This window comes from Nocardioides islandensis (assembly GCF_015352455.1).
Lineage (GTDB): Bacteria > Actinomycetota > Actinomycetes > Propionibacteriales > Nocardioidaceae > Nocardioides > Nocardioides islandensis.
On the sequence record NZ_JADKPN010000007.1, the window covers coordinates 127,883 to 145,181 of the forward strand.

Annotated in this window: 16 protein-coding genes and 1 tRNA gene; 5 read left to right on the plus strand and 12 right to left on the minus strand. The window is 73.8% G+C overall.

Translation table 11 applies throughout. The annotated features are described in order from the left end of the window. Positions 1-207 precede the first annotated feature (207 nt). Both ISU07_RS13130 and ISU07_RS13135 read left to right on the plus strand, forming a co-directional pair. Entirely contained in the window at positions 208-537 is a 330-nt protein-coding gene (locus tag ISU07_RS13130) for a hypothetical protein (protein ID WP_194707250.1), read from the plus strand. After that, the gene (locus tag ISU07_RS13135) at positions 525-1,112 is read left to right on the plus strand and encodes a nucleoside/nucleotide kinase family protein (protein WP_323742589.1); all 588 of its coding nucleotides are present in this window, start codon (positions 525-527) and stop codon (positions 1,110-1,112) included. The genes ISU07_RS13130 and ISU07_RS13135 overlap by 13 nt, the downstream gene beginning before the upstream one ends. 278 nt (positions 1,113-1,390) lie before the next feature. On the opposite strand, the gene ISU07_RS13140 is transcribed toward ISU07_RS13135, so the two are convergent. Then, positions 1,391-2,785 (minus strand): cystathionine beta-synthase, encoded by a 1,395-nt coding sequence (locus ISU07_RS13140; RefSeq protein ID WP_194707251.1) that lies wholly within the window; start codon positions 2,783-2,785, stop codon positions 1,391-1,393. A 44-nt stretch (positions 2,786-2,829) separates the two neighbouring features. Between ISU07_RS13140 and ISU07_RS13145 the strand changes: the two genes are divergently transcribed. The 3 genes from ISU07_RS13145 to ISU07_RS13155 all read left to right on the plus strand — a co-directional run bounded on the left by ISU07_RS13145 (position 2,830) and on the right by ISU07_RS13155 (position 6,576). Continuing rightward, positions 2,830-3,852, plus strand: coding sequence for an SGNH/GDSL hydrolase family protein (locus ISU07_RS13145; RefSeq protein WP_194707252.1), 1,023 nt, complete (start codon positions 2,830-2,832; stop codon positions 3,850-3,852). Between the two features lie 197 nt (positions 3,853-4,049). After that, complete coding sequence (locus ISU07_RS13150; protein ID WP_194707253.1) at positions 4,050-5,216, plus strand: glycoside hydrolase family 16 protein; 1,167 nt, start codon at positions 4,050-4,052, stop codon at positions 5,214-5,216. Positions 5,217-5,373: 157 nt separating this feature from the next. Then, positions 5,374-6,576 carry a glycoside hydrolase family 16 protein gene (locus tag ISU07_RS13155; RefSeq protein ID WP_194707254.1) on the plus strand — a complete coding sequence of 401 codons (1,203 nt, stop codon included), beginning with the start codon at positions 5,374-5,376 and terminating at the stop codon, positions 6,574-6,576. 86 nt (positions 6,577-6,662) lie between these two features. Here the strand turns inward: ISU07_RS13155 and ISU07_RS13160 are convergent, their stop codons facing one another. The 11 genes from ISU07_RS13160 to ISU07_RS13210 form a co-directional block, all read right to left on the minus strand. Further along, the gene (locus ISU07_RS13160) at positions 6,663-7,535 is read right to left on the minus strand and encodes a Bax inhibitor-1/YccA family protein (protein WP_194707255.1); all 873 of its coding nucleotides are present in this window, start codon (positions 7,533-7,535) and stop codon (positions 6,663-6,665) included. 134 nt (positions 7,536-7,669) lie between these two features. Next, on the minus strand, positions 7,670-8,725 hold the full coding sequence (locus ISU07_RS13165; protein WP_194707256.1) for an SIS domain-containing protein: 1,056 nt from the start codon (positions 8,723-8,725) through the stop codon (positions 7,670-7,672). After that, entirely contained in the window at positions 8,722-9,825 is a 1,104-nt protein-coding gene (nagA, locus tag ISU07_RS13170) for an N-acetylglucosamine-6-phosphate deacetylase (RefSeq protein WP_194707257.1), read from the minus strand. The genes ISU07_RS13165 and nagA overlap by 4 nt, the downstream gene beginning before the upstream one ends. Continuing rightward, entirely contained in the window at positions 9,825-11,000 is a 1,176-nt protein-coding gene (locus ISU07_RS13175; RefSeq protein WP_323742590.1) for an anhydro-N-acetylmuramic acid kinase, read from the minus strand. The genes nagA and ISU07_RS13175 overlap by 1 nt, the downstream gene beginning before the upstream one ends. An 11-nt stretch (positions 11,001-11,011) precedes the next feature. Further along, on the minus strand, positions 11,012-12,844 hold the full coding sequence (gene murQ, locus ISU07_RS13180; RefSeq protein ID WP_194707259.1) for an N-acetylmuramic acid 6-phosphate etherase: 1,833 nt from the start codon (positions 12,842-12,844) through the stop codon (positions 11,012-11,014). After that, entirely contained in the window at positions 12,841-14,208 is a 1,368-nt protein-coding gene (locus ISU07_RS13185) for a glycoside hydrolase family 3 N-terminal domain-containing protein (RefSeq protein WP_194707260.1), read from the minus strand. The genes murQ and ISU07_RS13185 overlap by 4 nt, the downstream gene beginning before the upstream one ends. A 22-nt stretch (positions 14,209-14,230) precedes the next feature. After that, positions 14,231-14,959 carry a GntR family transcriptional regulator gene (locus ISU07_RS13190; RefSeq protein ID WP_228521827.1) on the minus strand — a complete coding sequence of 243 codons (729 nt, stop codon included), beginning with the start codon at positions 14,957-14,959 and terminating at the stop codon, positions 14,231-14,233. Between the two features lie 56 nt (positions 14,960-15,015). Continuing rightward, a tRNA-Leu gene (locus ISU07_RS13195) sits at positions 15,016-15,089 on the minus strand. After that, positions 15,068-15,925 carry a uracil-DNA glycosylase gene (locus ISU07_RS13200; protein ID WP_194707261.1) on the minus strand — a complete coding sequence of 286 codons (858 nt, stop codon included), beginning with the start codon at positions 15,923-15,925 and terminating at the stop codon, positions 15,068-15,070. Before ISU07_RS13200 ends, ISU07_RS13195 begins: the two co-directional genes overlap by 22 nt. Then, on the minus strand, positions 15,907-16,827 hold the full coding sequence (locus ISU07_RS13205) for a Ppx/GppA phosphatase family protein (RefSeq protein ID WP_323742591.1): 921 nt from the start codon (positions 16,825-16,827) through the stop codon (positions 15,907-15,909). The genes ISU07_RS13200 and ISU07_RS13205 overlap by 19 nt, the downstream gene beginning before the upstream one ends. Next, entirely contained in the window at positions 16,820-17,299 is a 480-nt protein-coding gene (locus tag ISU07_RS13210; protein ID WP_194707262.1) for a DUF501 domain-containing protein, read from the minus strand. The genes ISU07_RS13205 and ISU07_RS13210 overlap by 8 nt, the downstream gene beginning before the upstream one ends.

Consider the following 17,299-nt stretch of genomic DNA (forward strand, 5'->3'; position numbering starts at 1 on the left):
CCTGGCGTTGCTGTCCCCTCACGAGGTCCCCCCGAGCGAGAACCCATCCCCCGACGGTTCTCCCTCGCCTCGCATGTCCCCCGACACCGAGAAACCTAGGCGGGCGCGGCGCGGAGTTCTGTCAGCCGGCCGACACTTCGGCGACGTCCGGTCAGGCCCGGAACAGTGACGCGTGCGCGACCCTGGACCTTCGGGCATCATCGATCCATGACGGACGCCCGTCTCCTGCTCGGTTCGGCCCTCGCGGTCCCCGCGCTGTTCCTGTTGTTCGTGCTGTTGCCCGCCGGCGACCCGAACATCGGCCTGCCGATGAACCTGGACGCTCTCGTCGGACTGGGCGGCGTGCTCGTGCTGGTGCTCGGCCCGTTCGTCTGGGGAGTCACCGGCTGCGCGACCGTCGTCGCCCTGTGGACCCGTCGACCCATGCCGTACGCCGAGCGCCTCACGCACGTGGTCACCCTCGCCGTCCTGGCCGCGTTCCTCGTCGTCCTCATGTCGGAACGCACGGAGGCCGCGATCGCCTGGTGGCTGGACTGACGACCTCGAGACGGATCGTCGGGGTCACCGGCGCGCCCGGGGTCGGCAAGACGACCTATGCGCGCCGGCTGGTCGCGGAGAGCCCGGTGCCGGCGGCATACGTCCCGATGGACGGCTTCCACCTCGCCGACGTGACGCTGGCCGCGCTCGGCCGCCTCGACCGCAAGGGCGCCCCGGACACCTTCGACGCCTGGGGGTACGCCGCGCTGCTGCGCCGGCTGCGCACCGAGACCGACCACGCGGTCTACGCGCCGGGCTTCGAGCGCGACCTCGAGCAGCCGATCGCCGGCGCGGTCGAGGTGCCGCCGGAGGCCGAGCTCGTGGTCACCGAGGGCAACTACCTGCTGGTCGACGAGCCGCCCTGGCGGGCCGTCCGCGACGCCCTCGACGAGGTCGTCTTCCTGGTCGCCGACGACGGCGAACGCCGGCGGCGGCTGGTCGCGCGGCACGTCGAGTTCGGCAAGGCGCCCGACGAGGCCGAGGCGTGGGTGGCCCGCGTCGACGAGGCGAACGCCCGGCTCATCGCCGCCACCAGGGGCTTCGCGGACCGTGTGGTCACGCTCGGAAACCCTTGACGAGCGTCCAGAAAACCTCGACCGGACTAGTCCGGATACCGTTGAAAACGGTCGCCTCGAGGCCTGATATCGGCAATTCTCCTGCACACGGCCTATCGAACCGGTAGTTTTCTCTCATCGCCGAAGCGGGGCGAAACCAGGCGCTGGGGGGCTCCTGGAAGCCGCCTCTCGGTAACGGAACGGACCACCGCCCTGGGGGCAGCGCGGAGAGTCCTACGCCGGGGTGGGACCCATCGGGTCCCACCCCCGGCGGCTCCGAAGCGCTCGTCCCGGGCCGCTCAGCCCCTGACCAGGAACCCCAAGAGGTCCTGGCGGGTCAGCACGCCGACCGGCTTGCCGTCCTCCTGGACGAGCACCGCGTCGGCCGTCTCGAGCAGCTTGACCGCGTCCTTGGCCGGCTCGGTCGAGCCGATGGTCGGCAGCGGCGGCGACATGTGCTGCTCCACCGGGTCGGTGAGCAGGGCCTGGCCGGTGAACAGCTTGTCGAGCAGCACCCGGTCCGAGACCGACCCGGCGACCTCGGCGGCCACGATCGGCGGCTCGGCGCGGACGACGGGCATCTGCGAGACGTCGTACTCCTCGAGGATGTGCACCGCCTCGGCGATCGTCTCGCCGGGGTGGGTGTGCACGAGGTCGGGCAGCTGGCCGGACTTGCCGCGGAGGATCTCGCCCACCGTGCGCCCGTCGCGCGAGGTGCCCTCGACGGGGAAGCCGTACTGCGCCAGCCAGTCGTCGTTGAACACCTTGGTGAGGTAGCCGCGCCCGGAGTCGGGCAGCAGCACCACGATCACCGCGTCCTTGCCCTCGGGGGTGCCGGCGAGCTCGTGGGCCAGCACCTTGGCGGCCTGCGCCGCCATGCCGGACGAGCCGCCGACCAGCATGGCCTCGGTGCGCGCCAGCTTGCGCGTCATCGCGAAGGAGTCCGCGTCGGAGACCTCGATGACGCGGTCCGCGACACCGCGGTCATAGGTCTCCGGCCAGAAGTCCTCGCCGACGCCCTCGACGAGGTACGGGCGGCCGCTGCCGCCGGAGTACACCGAGCCGGACGGGTCCGCGCCGATGACCTGGACCGCGGGGTTCTGCTCCTTCAGGTACCGGCCGACGCCGCTGATGGTGCCGCCGGTGCCCATGCCGGTCACGAAGTGGGTGATGCGCCCCTCGGTCTGCGCCCAGATCTCCGGACCGGTGGTCTCGTAGTGGGATCGCGGGTTGTTGGGGTTGGAGTACTGGTCGGGCTTCCAGGCGCCCGGCTGCGACGCCAGCCGGTCGGAGACGTTGTAGTAGGAGTCCGGGTGCTCCGGGGGCACCGCGGTCGGGCAGACGACCACCTCGGCGCCGTACGCCTTGAGCACGTTGCGCTTGTCCTCGGACACCTTGTCGGGGCAGACGAAGATGCACTTGTAGCCCCTGCGCTGCGCGACCATCGCCAGCCCCACGCCGGTGTTGCCCGACGTCGGCTCGACGATCGTGCCGCCGGGCTGCAGCTCGCCCGAGGCCTCGGCGGCGTCGATCATCCGCTCGGCGATGCGGTCCTTCACCGATCCGCCGGGGTTGAGGTACTCGACCTTGGCGAGCACGAGGGGGCCGTCCTGAGGGAGGTCGCCCATGGACGTGGAGAGCCGGACCAGCGGGGTGTTGCCGATCAGCTCGAGGAGGGAGTTCACGTACTGCATGCCGGTAAGGCTAGATGTGTGGGTGACTTTGTAACCTGGCGGGCGTGGGGACAGCAGGGGCGGCGCGCAAGCTGGCAGCCGCGGCGGTGTACGGCGGCGGCGGGCTGTCCGTGCTCGGCGTCAGCCTCTACGGCCTGCTCCGCGCTGAGGCCAAGCTCGCCCGACGGGCGATCGGCGAGACGACGGGCGAGCCGCCGGACGCGACCGGCTGGTACGGCCGGGGCCGGCCCGGTCCCGCGATCAAGGTCGCGCTGCTCGGGGACTCCGCCGCGGCGGGGTACGGCGTGGACCGCGTGACGCAGACGACGGGCGCGCTGCTGGCCAGCGGCATCGCCGAGCGAGCCGACCGCCGGGTGCACCTGCGCAGCTACGCGTTCGTGGGGGCGCGGTCCTCCGACCTCGGCGGGCAGATCGACCGGGCGCTGCCGACCGAGCCCCACATCGCGGTCATCCTGATCGGCGCCAACGACGTCACGCACAGCGTGCTGCCCTCGCAGTCGGTGCGCTACCTGTCCGACGGCGTACGCCGGCTGCGCGACGCCGGCGTGGGGGTCGTGGTCGGCACCTGCCCGGACCTGGGGACGGTCAAGCCGATCGCCCCGCCACTGAAGCAGGTCGGCCGTGCCTGGTCGCACCGGTTGGCCGCGGCCCAGACGATCGCCGTGGTCGAGGCGGGCGGACGGACGGTCTCGCTGGCCGCGATCCTCGGCCCGGAGTTCGAGGCGGCCCAGGCGATCATGTTCGGGCCGGACCAGTTCCACCCGTCGGCCGAGGGGTACCGCCGGCTCGTCGACGTGCTGCTCCCCTCGACGCTGGCCGCGCTCGGCCTGGTGCCCGACGACGAGGCCGAGCCCGAGGCGTACCGCGGCGAGGGCGTCCTGCCGGTGACGGCGGCCGCGGTGGAGGCGGTCAAGACGGCCGGCACGGAGGTCGACGGCACCTCGGTGGGTGGTTCGCGCGGCGGCGTCCGGGGCCTGTGGGCCGAGCTGCGGCACCGGCGGCGGCAGCCGGCGGCGGCCACGGAAGGCCCGTCGCCGGAGGAGGACGACGGCACCGACGAGGTCTAGACGTCTGGCCCTCCAGACCACCTGTGTTGTCGGTTTCAGCGGCGGCAGCCGATTCCTTTACTTACCTTTCACTAGCCGCGACCTTGACTCGGGAAAGGCCGCCGGCACCCCCCTGACAACCAACGGCGAACCCCCCTCGCCCCTCCGGAAGGCATGTCCCCCCCATGTCGACCCAGTCCCTGCGTCAGCCTGCCCTCGTGACGGCCCTCGTGGCCGTCCTGCTCGCCCTGGTGACCTTCGTCGCCCTGCCCGCGTCGCCCCCGGCGAGCGCCGGCCAGGGCGCGCATGCCCGACCGCACCAGCGGATCACCGTGAGCGTCCTGCCCGGCATCCGCCAGAACGGCTCCCGGCCCGCGGCCAGCCGTTCGGCACGCGCGGTGGTCGCCGCCACGGTGCGGCCGCGCACGGAGGGCCGCCCGGTGCTCCTCCAGAAGTGGCGCGGCGGCCGTTGGCGCGGCGTGCAGCGCGGCCACACGTCCGGGCGCGGCAACGTCGTGTTCTGGGTGCCGGCCACGGCCGGGGGCCGTCCGGCGACCTACCGGGTCGTGGCCCTGCGCCGCCCCGGCCTGCCCAGCGTGGCCAGCCGGGCGGCCCGTGCGCACTGGGGAGCCCCCGACTTCGTCGACGAGTTCGGTGGCGACGCCCTCGGGCCGGCGTGGGAGCACCGCATCCAGTTCTACAACCCGTGGGGCGGACGCGCCTGCTCCAAGGGGGACCCGCGCGCGGTCTCGGTGGGCGGCGGGGTGTTGCAACTGAGCTCCGTGCCCGATCCCGACGTGACGACCCCGTGCACCGCGCGCGACGCTCGGGGCCGGATCCTCGGGGACTACCCGTACCGCCTCAACGGCCACGTCTCCACCCAGCACAGCGCGGACTTCCGCTACGGCATCGCCGCGGCTCGGATGCGGTTCCCGAAGAGCCTGGGCCAGCATGCGTCCTTCTGGCTGCAACCGCGGGGCCTGCGGCCCGAGGGCCCGACGCCGTGGGGCGCGGAGGTGGACGTGGTGGAGTGGTACGGCGCCCGCGGGAGCAAGGACGTCATGTCCAGCGCCGTGCACGCGCCGATGCCGGACGGCAGCAAGCGCCAGATCGGCGGGATGATCCCGCGGCCCAGCCGTTTCCTGGCGACGCGATCGGACTCGTGGTGGCACGACTTCCACGTGTTCTCGGTCCAGTGGACCCCACGGTCCTACATCTTCCGGATCGCCGGGCACGAGGTGTGGCGGACCAACCAGGGGGTCTCCCACGTGCCGGAGTTCCTGATCCTCAGCATGCTGTCCAGCGACTTCGAGCTGCCGGACGTCGGCCTGGATCCCGCACCTCGCACGGCGGAGGTGGACTGGGTGGCGTTTTGGCAGACGTGACCTTCCTGTTGACGTATCGTTGACAAGGTAAGTCAACACGCTCAGGGCACGACAACGTCATCCCGTCCACCGATCCGTGGACCTCCCCCCCACGACGGCTCCGGCCGTCACCCCGGAAGGCATTCCCCCCATGTCTTGCGTCTCTCGGGTCATCGGCGTGCGCGCACGCCGGGCCACGCTGCCCCCCGTCCTCTCATCCGTCCTGCTGGCGCTTCTCCTCGTGGCGCCGCAGACATCGGCCGCGCCACGGTCACCGGTGCCGACCCAGCGGGTCCGGATCGAGGTGCTCCCGCCGATCGCGCAGATGGGCGCGCTGCCCGCCGATCCGTCGCGGGCGGAGACCGTCGTGACCGCCGCGTTCCGACCGCACGTCCGGGGCCGGCCCGTCCTCCTCGAGCGGAAGCAGGACGGCGCCTGGGTCACCGCCCGCCGGTCGCGACAGGACGCCGGCGGCCGGGTCACGTTCACCGCGCCGCGGCTGGTCGGCGGCCGGGCCGTCGCCTACCGCGTCATCGCGGCGGCGTACGGGCGACTGCCCGAGAAGTCCAGCGCGCCGGTGCGCTCGACGGCGTGGGGTTCCCCGGCGTTCGTGGACACCTTCGACGGCGCCGCGCTGGGGTCGGCGTGGCAGCACCGGATCCAGTTCTACAACCCGTGGGGCGGCCGGGCCTGCTCCAAGGGCGACCCGTCCGCGGTGGTCGTCGCCGGCGGCACGCTGCGGCTCAGCGTGCTGGCAGACCCTGCCCGGACCAGCGAGACGTGCCTCCCGACCGACGCCGACGGCAACCCCACCTCCTCGGACAGCTACACCTGGAGGCTGAACGGGCACGTCTCCACCCAGCACAGCTTCGACTTCCAGTACGGCGTGGCGGCCGCGCGGATGCGCTTCCCGCAGGCGCAGGGGCAGCACGGGGCGTTCTGGCTCCAGCCCCGGGGGTTGCTCGACGACCGGCCGACGCCGTGGGGCGCGGAGATCGACGTGATCGAGTACTACGGCGCCCAGAACGGCGTCCGGACGCGCATGTCCAGCACGGTGCACCAGCACCCGGCGGCATCGCCCGCGTCGACGCAGACCGTGGGCGGGCCGCTCACCGACCCGGACCGGTACCTCGAGAGCCGGACCGACCGCTGGTGGCGCAACTTCCACGTCTTCTCCGTGGAGTGGACGCCGCGCGAGTACGTGTTCCGGATCGACGGCCAGGAGACCCTGCGCACGTCGCGTGGTGTCTCCCACCACCCGGAGTTCCTGATCCTCAGCCTGCTGTCGAGCGACTTCGAGCTCGGCCGCCTCGGGGGCGACGAACGCCTGCCGCAGCACGCCGACGTCGACTGGGTGGCCGCCTGGCCACTCCCCCGCTGACGGGGTCGAGTTGCGCCCCCGGTACGGGTGAGTTGCGTGGCAGGCGCGCAATTCACCCGTATCGGAGGCGCAACTCGACCTCTCGGTCAGTCCTGGTTGAAGAAGGCCAGGATGCGCAGCAGGTTGGTGTAGATCCAGACGAGGCTGACGGTCAGGCCGAACGCCGCCCGCCAGGACTCGCGCTCGTCGACGCCCGCGGCGATGCCCCGCTCGACCATGTCGAAGTCGAGGATCAGCATGAAGACACCGAGCAGCAGGCCCGCGAAGGCGGTCAGCATGCCGATGCCGGTGACGCCGAACAGTCCGGTGCCGTTGCCGAACGCGCTGAGCACGAGCTCGAGCACCGACAGGCCGACCATGCCGAAGACGGCCGCGATCACGAACGTGCGGAACTTCTGGCCGACCTGGATGTTGAAGAACTTGTACGCCGCCAGGGTGCCCGCGAACGCCGCGAAGGTGCCGAGGACCGCGTTGATCACGATGTGGTGGCCGTACTGCGCGTCGAACAGCTTGCTCAGCGCGCCCAGCGCCACGCCCTCGGCCGCGCAGAACGCGATCACCAGGCCCGGGCTGACGACCCGCTTGAAGGAGTTGACCATCGAGAGGCCGAAGGCCACGAGGCTGCCGACCGTCAGGGCGGCGAACAGCCCGGACAAGTCGGAGGCCGGCATGTTCGGGACGATCTCCGGGGTCAGGATCCAGGTGGCGAACGCGCCGACGAGGACGACGAGGAAGGAGATCGCGGTGCTCTGGACGACCGAGTCGATCGTCATCCGGCGGGCCGGCGCGGTGTGGGTCGGCGGCGTGCCGGGAGAGCCCGGCGTGCCGGTGCCCCACGTGGACGGGTCGCCGTAGCCGGCGTACGGGCTGCCGTTGCCGGCGTACGTCTGGTTCCCGTAGGCGTTGGCCTGCCCGTTGAACGTCTCCGAGCGACGGAACACGGGGTTGTTGCTCTGCATGGTCTCCTCCTTGGAGGCCGAGGTGGGGTCGAGGTGACGTCCACCAGTGCGGTCACCCTAGCGACCGCACATCTGGTCAACGAGCGGCGAAGAGGCGGTGTTCCCCGGCGGATGCGGCCGGGTCCGCGAGCCGGTCAGGTCGTGCGGGTGACCTTGGTGAGCCCGCCCGGGTGATCGACGTCGACACCGCGGGCCTCGGCCACGCGCTGTGCCAGCAGCTGGGCGGGGACGACGGAGGTCAGCGGCGTCAGCCAGGCGGCCGTGGCGGAGGCCGCGGGCAGCAGGACGCGCGTCCCGCGGACCCCGCCGACGACGTGCTCGGGGCCGACGACCAGCACCGGAGAGCCGCGGCGGTCGGCCTCCAAGGCGAGGTCGAGCACGCTTGCCGAGGCCGGTTCATCGGGAGCGAAGGTCAGCACGGGGACCTCCGGCCCCAGGGCGGCGACGGGTCCGTGCATGAGGTCCGCGGGCGAGTACGGCGCCATCAGCGACCCGGTCAGCTCGGTCAGCTTGAGCGCGGCCTCGTGGGCCGTGCCGAGGTTCAGGCCGCGACCCACCACGACGCCCCGCCGCGGACCGGTCAGCACCTCGGCCGCCTGGTCGACGCCGGTCGTGAGCTCGACCGCGGCGGCGACGGCGGCCGGTACGCCGCGCAGGTCGGCGACGTACCCGGGCTCCTCGGCCGGGTCGCCCAACGCCACCCCGAGCAGGGCGACGGCCAGCACGGAGGCCGTGTAGGTCTTGGTCGCCGCAACCGACCGCTCCTCCCCCACCGCGAGGTCCAGCACGTCGGTGGCCACCTCGGCCAGGGGCGAGCCGGGTGCGTTGGTGATCGCGAGTGCGGGGACACCCTGCTCGCGAGCGGCGGCCAGCACCGCGACCACGTCGGGCGAGGCGCCGGACTGGGACAGCGCGACGACGGCCTTGCCGCGCAGGTTGAGCTTGCCGCCGTACACGGTGTGCAGGCTGGGCGTCGCCAGCGCGACGGGTAGGCCGGTGCGCAGGGACCAGAGGTACTGCGCGTACCGGGCGGCGTTGTCCGAGCTGCCGCGGGCGACGAGCAGCAGGCCGTCGATCTCGCCGGCCCGGAGGGCCGTGCGCCACTCCGCGAGGCGCGGCAGCTGGGCGTCGAGCATCCGGGCGAGGACGTCCGGCTGCTCGGCGATCTCCGCGGTGAGCAGGCTGGTCACAGGACCGACCTCCCGCCCACGTACGTCTGCTCGAGCGCCAGGTCCTCGGTGAGCACCACGACGTCGGCGCGCGATCCCGGTCGCAGCACGCCGATGTCGTCGCGCCCGATCAGCGCCGCCGGTGCGCTCGTGACCGCACGCAGCGCCTCCACCCGGTCGATGCCCAGGTCGACCGCGTTCGCGATCGCCGCCGGGAGGGTCAGGGCGCTGCCGGCGAGGGTGCCGTCGTTGTTCCGCACTGCGCCGTCGGTGACGTCGAGGTCGACCCCGGCCAGCTCGTACCGGCCGTCGGGGCGCCCGGCGGCGGCCGTCGCGTCGGTCACCAGCACGACCCTTCCCCGGGCGGCGGCCCACACGACGCGCACCACCTCGGGCGCCAGGTGGTGCCCGTCGAGGACGAGCTGGACGACGATGTCCTCGCGCGACAGGGCGGCGCCCGGGAGGCCGGGCTCTCGGTGGTGCAGGGGGCTCATCGCGTTGAAGAGGTGGGTCACCGTGCGTGCGCCGGCGTCGAAGCCGAGCCCGGCCTCGTGCGCGGTCGCGTCGGAGTGGCCCAGCGAGACGAGGACGCCGTCGGCGGCCAGGCTCTTGACCAGGTCGAGGGCGCCCGGCAGCTCGGGCGCCAGCGTCACCGCGACCACGTCACCGCGCAGGCGCCAGGCGGCCAGCTCGGCCGGGTCGGGGTCGCGGCGGTGCTCCGGCGGGTGGGTACCGAGGCGCCGCGGCGAGAGGTACGGGCCCTCGAGGTGCACGCCCAGGCAGCGCGCCGAGCCGGGCTGGTCGGTGGCGAACGCCGCGCCGAGGCGGTCGAGCGCCCGGTCGGTGTCGGCCGCGGACGCGGTGATCAGCGTCGGCAGGAAGGCGGTCACGCCGTGGTGGGGCAGAGCGGCCGCGAGCGCGCGCATCTCGTCGACGTCGGCGGCCATCAGGTCGACGCCGGCGAAGCCGTTGACCTGGAGGTCGACCAGGCCGGGGACGGCGATCCGCCCGCCGTCCGCCGGCGGCAGCCCGACCTCGGCCACCCGGTCGCCGTCGAGGCGGACGTCGCCGGGCACCAGGTCCCCGTCGACGAGGGCGGCGGACACGCCGAGTGTGGTCATCACGTACCTCCTGCGGTGGTCAGCACCCGGAGGCGCCGGGGTCGCTTGTGGAAGGCGTTCGCCGGCGGCGGCAGCCGCAGCGGCTCCGCGCCGGGCGTGATCCGGCCCAGCACCCGCTGCTCCAGCGCGCCGGTGGCCGTGGTGGTGCCGGGCACGCCGTGCCAGGTGAGGAACCCGAGCAGCGCCCACGTCACCGCCTCCTTGCCGTCGGCCGGGATGCCGAGCTCGTCGCTCGTCGTGATCCGGACCGACCCGAGACGCCGCTGGAGCGCCGCCATGAGGGACGGGTTGTGCACGCCGCCGCCGGACACGACGACGTCCACGACGCCGTACGGCGCCAGGGCACGCGCCACCGTGTGCGCGGTCAGCTCGGTGAGGGTGGCCATCAGGTCCGGTCCGCTGACCTCGCCGACGCGGTTGAGGACGTCGTCGAGGTACCCGGCCGAGAACGCCTCGCGACCGGTCGAGATCGGCGGCAGCTGGAAGTAGTGCGGGTGCTCCAGCAGCACGTCGAGGAGGTCTCCGCGGACGGTGCCGGCCGCGGCGAGCAGCCCGTCGTCGTCGCGCATCTGTCGACCCCGTGTCACCCGCTCGGCAGCCACGTCGAGCAGGCAGGTGGCCGGTCCGGTGTCCCACGCGACGACCGGCTCGCCCTCGTCGCCGACGACCGTGACGCTGGCGATGCCGCCGAGGTCCACCGCCGCCCGCGGACCGCCCGGCGCCGACAGCCACAGGGCATCGAGCGTGCTGGCGAGCGGGGCGCCGTGACCGCCCGCGGCGACGTCGCGCGGACGGAGGTCGGAGACGACCGGCAGCCCGGTCCGCTCGGCGATCCAGGCCGGCTGGCCCAGCTGGAGGGACCCGAAGCACTTCCCGTCGCGGACGTCGTGGAACACCGTCTGGCCCGGTGAGACCACCAGGTGGGGCGGGCGGTCGAGCACGTCGACGGTCTGCAGGACCGCGTCGGCCACGGCCAGCCCGACGAGCTGGTCGAGCTGGCAGATGGCGCCGACCGTCGTCGACGCCGGCGGCAGCACCTGGAGCACCGCCTCGCGGAGACCGTCGGGCCAGGGCAGGGTGCCGGTCCGCAGGATCTCCATGGTGACGATCGCGCCGTCCAGGCCGAGATCCACGACCGCCACGTCGAGCCCGTGGGCCGACGCCCCCGACGACACCGCACACACCCTCATCGCACTTCCCCCGTCAGCAGGGCGACGGCGTCGCGGGCGCGACCGTCGCTCGTGGTGAGGGCATTCTCGGCGGACGCGGCGTCCACGCGGGCGAGAATGGCGACGAGAGCGGTCTTGGTCCGCCATCCGGCCGCCTCGAGCGCGGCCAGGGCCTCCTCGTCGCTCACGCCGGTGGCCTCGGTGAGGATGCGCTGGGCGCGCCGCCGGAGCTTGTCGTTGGCGGCGCGCAGGTCGACCATCCAGGCGCCGTAGCTCTTGCCGGTGCGCACCATCGCCCCGGTCGACAGCACGTTGAGCACGACCTTCTGCGCGGTCCCGGCCTTCATCCGCGTCGAGCCCGCGAGCACCTCCGGGCCGGTCAGCAGCTCGATCGCCACGTCGGCGACGCCGGCGATGGCCGTGCCCGGGTTGTTGACCACCGCGACCGTCGGCGCGCCCTGCTGCCGGGCGGTCTGCAGCGCGGCCAGGACGTACGGCGTCCGCCCCGACGCGGCGATGCCGACCACGAGGTCGTCGGGTCCCGGCGCCAGCGCCTCCAGGTCCGAGCGGCCGAGGTCCTCGCGGTCCTCCGCACCCTCGACCGCCTTCGCGCCGGCCGGACCGCCACCCGCCAGGACCGCCACCACACGCTCCGGGTCGGTGCCGTAGGTCGGGGGGATCTCGGCGGCCTCCTGCGCGGCCAGCCGGCCGGGGGTGCCGGCGCCGACGTACAGGATCCGGCCTCCGGCCAGGACCGCCTTCTCGGCCAGCGCGACGGCCGCGGCGATCTCGTCGCGGGCGGCGGCGACCGCGGCCGGCACCGTCGCCTCGGCGGCGAGCAGCACGTCGACCAGCTGCTCGGGCGAGCGCTGGTCGAGGTCGTCGAGGTCGCGTCGTACCTGCTCGGTGGCGAGGTCGTCGAGCGAGTCGGCCGACCTCGCGCCGCTGGTCGTGCGGCTGACGTGCGGCTCGTGGGGCAGGTCGGTGCGCTCGGCCAGCAGCACGGCGCCGTCGAGGGACGTGCCCGCGGGCTCGGTCCAGGTCAGGTCGTCGGGCAGGCGCCGGCGCAGCCGGTCGAGGATCAGCGGGACACCGGCCAGCCCGCCGACCGCGGTGACGCGGTCGGTGCCGCTCAGGGCGGCGGCCTGGCCCAACGTCCGGGCCAGGGCGGCGCCGGCGGCGTCGAGCACCTGGAGGGCGGTGCGGTCACCCGCCTCGGCCGCGGCCACGACGTCCCGGGCGAAGGCCGCCGTCGTGGTCGCCACCTGGTCGCCGGCCGTCAGGGTGCCGGGCAGCCGCGCCAGGTCGCCGTACCTCGCCTCGGCCGCGGCGACCAACGAGGTCGGGAACCCCTGCCCGGCGACGGAGTCCAGCACGTGCCGCAGGGCGAGGCGGCCGATCCAGGAGCCGCCGCCGTCGTCGCCGAGCCAGTAGCCGCGCCCGTCCACCTGGACCAGCCCCTCGCTGCCGACGCCCAGGCCGACCGCACCGGTGCCGATCGCCACCATGGCGCCGGCACCGCCCGAGAAGGCGCCGACGTGGGACGTGACCGAGTCGGAGGCGAGCACCAGCTCGTGAGCCAGCCCCGAGAGGCGCCGCTCGAGCCCGGCGCCCGCCGCCTCCCGCCCGGCCGCGCCGACGACGAGGACGTCGACGTCGCCGGGCGGGTCGAGCTCGGCCAGCCCGGCCGCGATCGCGGCCCGGGCCGCATCGGCACCGCCGGGGTCCGCCAGCCCCCGAGTGCCGGGGACGGCGACGGTGCCGATGGGATCGCCGTCGCGCACGAGACGCACGCGGCAGTTCGTCTTCCCGAGGTCGACGGCGGCGACCAGTCGTGAGGAAGGACTCATCGCCGCGCCCCCAGGATCAGGTCGGCGGCCGCCTCGGCGACGGCGCGCCCGCCTCCGTGGGTGAGCACGACGTTGTCGCCGGGCACGTCGACGTCGATGCCCGACCAGACGACGACGGTGTCGGGCCGCTCGGCGACGAGGCGGGACACCTGGGGCAGCTGGTTCGGGTACCGCGCCAGGACCACCGTCCGGCCTTCGCCCGCCCGCTGCTCCAGCAGGTCGCGGAGGTGGCGCTCGCGGTCGCCCGCGGCGATGTTGACGGCTCCGCCGAGGTCGAGGACGCGGGGCCGCTCGACCCGTACATCGCCCCGGGCCGTCACCGCGCGGGCGGCGACGTCGCCGATCCCGGTCGCCCGTCCGGTGGGCTCCTTCGCCAGCCAGGCCGTCAGGTCCGCCAGCCGGGCGGCGGCCTGCTCGAGGCGCTCGCCGGGGAGCCGGCCGTCCTCGACCGCCCTCACCAGCGCGTCGACCACGACGCCCAGCTGACGATCGGCGTCGTAGCTCTCCGGGAACCCGGGGTTGCCGATGCAGACCAGGTCGGCGCCGGCGGCCACCGACAAGACGGCGCCCTCGCCGTGCCCGACGGTGTCGGCGATCGCCTTCATGTCGAGGGCGTCGGTGATGACCACCCCGTCGAAGCCGAGCTCCTCCCGCAGCAGGCCGAGCAGCATCGGGCTCAGGGTCGCCGGCCGCTCGTCGTACGCCGGGAAGACGACGTGCGCGGTCATGATGCAGCGCACGCCCGCGCCCACGACCGCGGCGAACGGCGCGATGTCACGATCGCGCAGCACCTCGACCGGGTCCGCCACGGTCGGGAGAGCGAGGTGCGAGTCCGTGTGGGTCGAGCCGTGCCCGGGGAAGTGCTTGGCACAGGCGGCGACCCCGCTGCCCTGCAGGCCGCTCACGAACGCCGCGCCGTGGCGGGCGACCAGGTCGGGGGCGGCGCCGAAGGACCGGACCCCGATCACGGGGTTCTCGGGGTCGGCGTTGACGTCGACGACCGGGGCGAGGTCGACGTCGACGCCGACGGCCCGCATGCGGGCGCCCATCGCGGCGGCCACGGCGTACGTCGCGTCCACGTCGTCGAGGGCGCCGAGGGCGGCATGCCCGGGGTACGGCGAGCCGTGACGCACGTCGAGGCGGGTGACGTCGCCGCCCTCCTCGTCCGACATCACCAGCACCTGGCCCCGGGCGTGGAGGTCGGCCGCGAGCGCGGTCGCCTGGTCCTCGTCCTCCACGTTCTGCGCGAACCAGCAGACGCCGCCGAGACCGTCGTCGATCCGGCGCGCGAGCCAGTCGGGGACATGTGTGCCGGCGAAGCCGGTCACCACGGCCGCGTGCGCAAGGTTCCGGAGCTCGGTCATCCCGTCAGATAAGACCATAGGTCTAGTCCTGGGGGAAGATGTCGACCACGATCCGGTACCGGTCGCCGCGGTAGATCGACCGCACGAACTCGGCGATGCGTCCGTCCGAGGTCCGCGAGGTCCGCTCGAACAGGAACGCCGGGGCGCCGGCGTCCACCCCGAGCAGGTCCGCCTCCTCCGCGCTGGTCAGGCAGGGCTCGACGGTCTGGGTGCCGGACGTGATGGGCGTGCCGTACCGCGTGGCGAGGAGGTCGTAGAACGACGTGTCCTCGAGGTCCTGGCCCGTCAGACCGGGCACGACGTCGAGGGGGACGTGCAGGTCCTCCAGCGCCATCGGCTGCTCGTCGGCCATGCGCAGGCGCCGTACGTGCAGGACGTTCGCATGCGGGGGTACGCCGAGCAGGCCGGCGAGCATCACGCCGGCCGGCGAAGTGCGCGCGAAGACGGTGTGCCCGCCCGGGCGCAGACCGCGGGCCCGCATGTCCGCCGAGAAGGAGGTCGCCGTCAGCCGCTGGGTCACCTTCGGCGCCGCCACGAAGGTTCCCGACCCCTGGCGACGGATCAGCCGCTGTTCGGCCACCAGCTGGTCGACCACCCGCCGCAACGTCATCCGCGCGACGCCGAGGTCGCGGGCCAGGTCGCGCTCCACCGGCAGCGGCTCTCCCGGCGAGAGTCCCGCCATCAGCTCCTCGATGCCGGCGCGGAGCTGCCGCTGCTTGGCGGTCTCCCGCCCGGCGTCCACGGAGCTCATGGACCATTGGTACAGCAACGGTGCGCCCGGAGCCAGCGTGCGCCCACATCCCGAGGTGCCCCCGCTGGGGTTCGAACCCAGACTGGACCGCTTTTAAGGCGGCTTCCTCTACCGGTTGGGATACGGGGGCCGACTCATTCTCGCCGCACGGCCGAGCACGTCGTCGAGCATGGGCTCGGTGAGCCTGCCGGTGAAGGTGTTCTGCTGGCTGGGGTGGTAGCAGCCGAGCAACGTCACCGAGTGGCCGGAGTCCTGGGCGAGCTCGGCCGAGGCGCCGTGGCCGAACCTGGGGCGGGGGCGCGGCACGACGTACCCGGCCGCGGCGAGGGCGTCGAGGGCGCCGGTCCAGCCGAAGGAGCCGAGGGCGACGACGACGCACAGCGACGACGCGACGAGGGCGATCTCCTGGCGGATCCAGGGCCGGCAGGTGTCGCGCTCCACCACCGTCGGCTTGTTGAGAGGCGGGGCGCAGCGCACGGTCGCCACCATCCGGGCGCCGATGAGGCGCTGCCCGTCGCCCGCGTGCTCGGAGGAGGCCTGAGCCGCCAGGCCGACCCGGTGCAGCGACGCGAACAGCCAGTCCCCCGAGGAGTCGCCGGTGAACACCCGGCCGGTCCGGTTGCCGCCGTTGGCCGCCGGCGCCAGACCGACGATCAGCACCGTCGGCGCCGACGAGCCCCAGCCGGCGATCGGCCGGCCCCAGTAGGGCTGGTCGGCGAACGAGGCCCGCTTCTCGACCGCGACCTGCTCCCGCCACGCCACCAGCCGGGGGCAGGCCGAGCAGACCGAGACCCGGGCGTCGAGCTCGCCGAGGTCGTCCACCACCGCCAGGCGGCGCACGTCGTCGGCCGACGTGGCGACCGGCGTCGAGGGCGACGCGGGGTCGTCCGGCCAGCCCGTACCTGCCGGCACCGGCGAGTCGAAGAGGTCGCCGGTGAGCGGATGCCTCAGCGGACCATCGACCATGCGATCCCGTCCAGGATGTCGGCCTCGGAGGCGACCAGGGTGGCGGCCGAGCACCGCGCCAGCACCCGGCTGAGGATCAGCCCGCCCGCTCCAAGCACGTCGACGCGGCCGGGGTGCATCCACGGGAACGCCATCCGCTCCTCGATCGACATCCCCACCAGCCGGTCGACGAAGGCCAGCACGTCGGCAGCGAGTACCTCCGCCTGGTCGATGACGGACTTGTCGTACGTCGGCAGGTCCAGCACCCCCGCCGTGATCGACAGGACGGTGCCGGCGACGCCGACCACCGTCGCCGCCGAGGCGAGGTCGACCGGACAGTCGTCCAGGTGCGCGTCGATGGCGGCGACGCAGGCGGCGACCTCCGACGACGTCGGCGGGTCGGTCCGCAGGTACCTCTCGTGCATCCGCACCGAGCCCATGTCGATCGACTCCCCGGCCACGGGTCCGGTCGCGTCGCCCAGCACCAGCTCGGTCGAGCCCCCGCCGATGTCGACGACGAGGACCGGGTACGCCGGTGGCGTGCGCAGGTTCCGTACCGCGCCGTCGTACGCCAGCGCCGCCTCCTCCGACCCGGTCAGCACCTCCGGCCACACGCCCAGCCGCTCGTGCACTCCCGACGCGAAGACCGACGCGTTCGAGGAGTCCCGCGTCGCCGACGTCGCGCAGAACCGCATCCGCGACACGGGGTGCTGAGCGACCAGCGCGGCGTACTCGTCGATCGCCGCGAACGTCCGTTCGAGCGCCTCGTCGGCCAGCCGGCCGGTCGCGTCGACGCCCTGACCGAGCCGCACGATCCGCGACTCGCGCACGGCGACGTCCGGGAGCGCGCCGATCAGCAGCTTGATCGTGTTGGTGCCGCAGTCGAACGCCGCGACCACGTCAGACCCGGATCGATCAGACACAGGGACCGCTCTCCCACCACGGCTCCACCAGCGACAGCACCTCGTCGCCCAGCGGGTTCACGCCCGGCCCGGCCGCCAGCGCGTGGGCCGCCAGCACGTGCAGGCACTTCACGCGGTCCGGCATCCCGCCCGCCGAGATCCCCTCGATCTCCTGCACGGTTCCCAGGGCGGACCGGTCCGCCAGGTAGGCCTCGTGCGCCGCGCGATAGGAGGCCGCCAGCTCCTCGTCGGAGGACAGCCGCGCCTCCATCTCCTTCATCAGCCCCGACCCCTCGAGGGTGCCGATCAGCGAGGCGGCGCGCGGACAGGTCAGGTAGTACGTCGTCGGGAACGGCGTCCCGTCCGGCAGCCGGGGCTCGGTGGCGACCACGTCCGGGTTCCCGCAGGGGCACCGGTGACCGACCGCGTGGACGGCCCGCGGCTCGCGGCCGAGCTGGGCCGCGACGGCCGCCTCGTCGTCGGGCGAGATCAC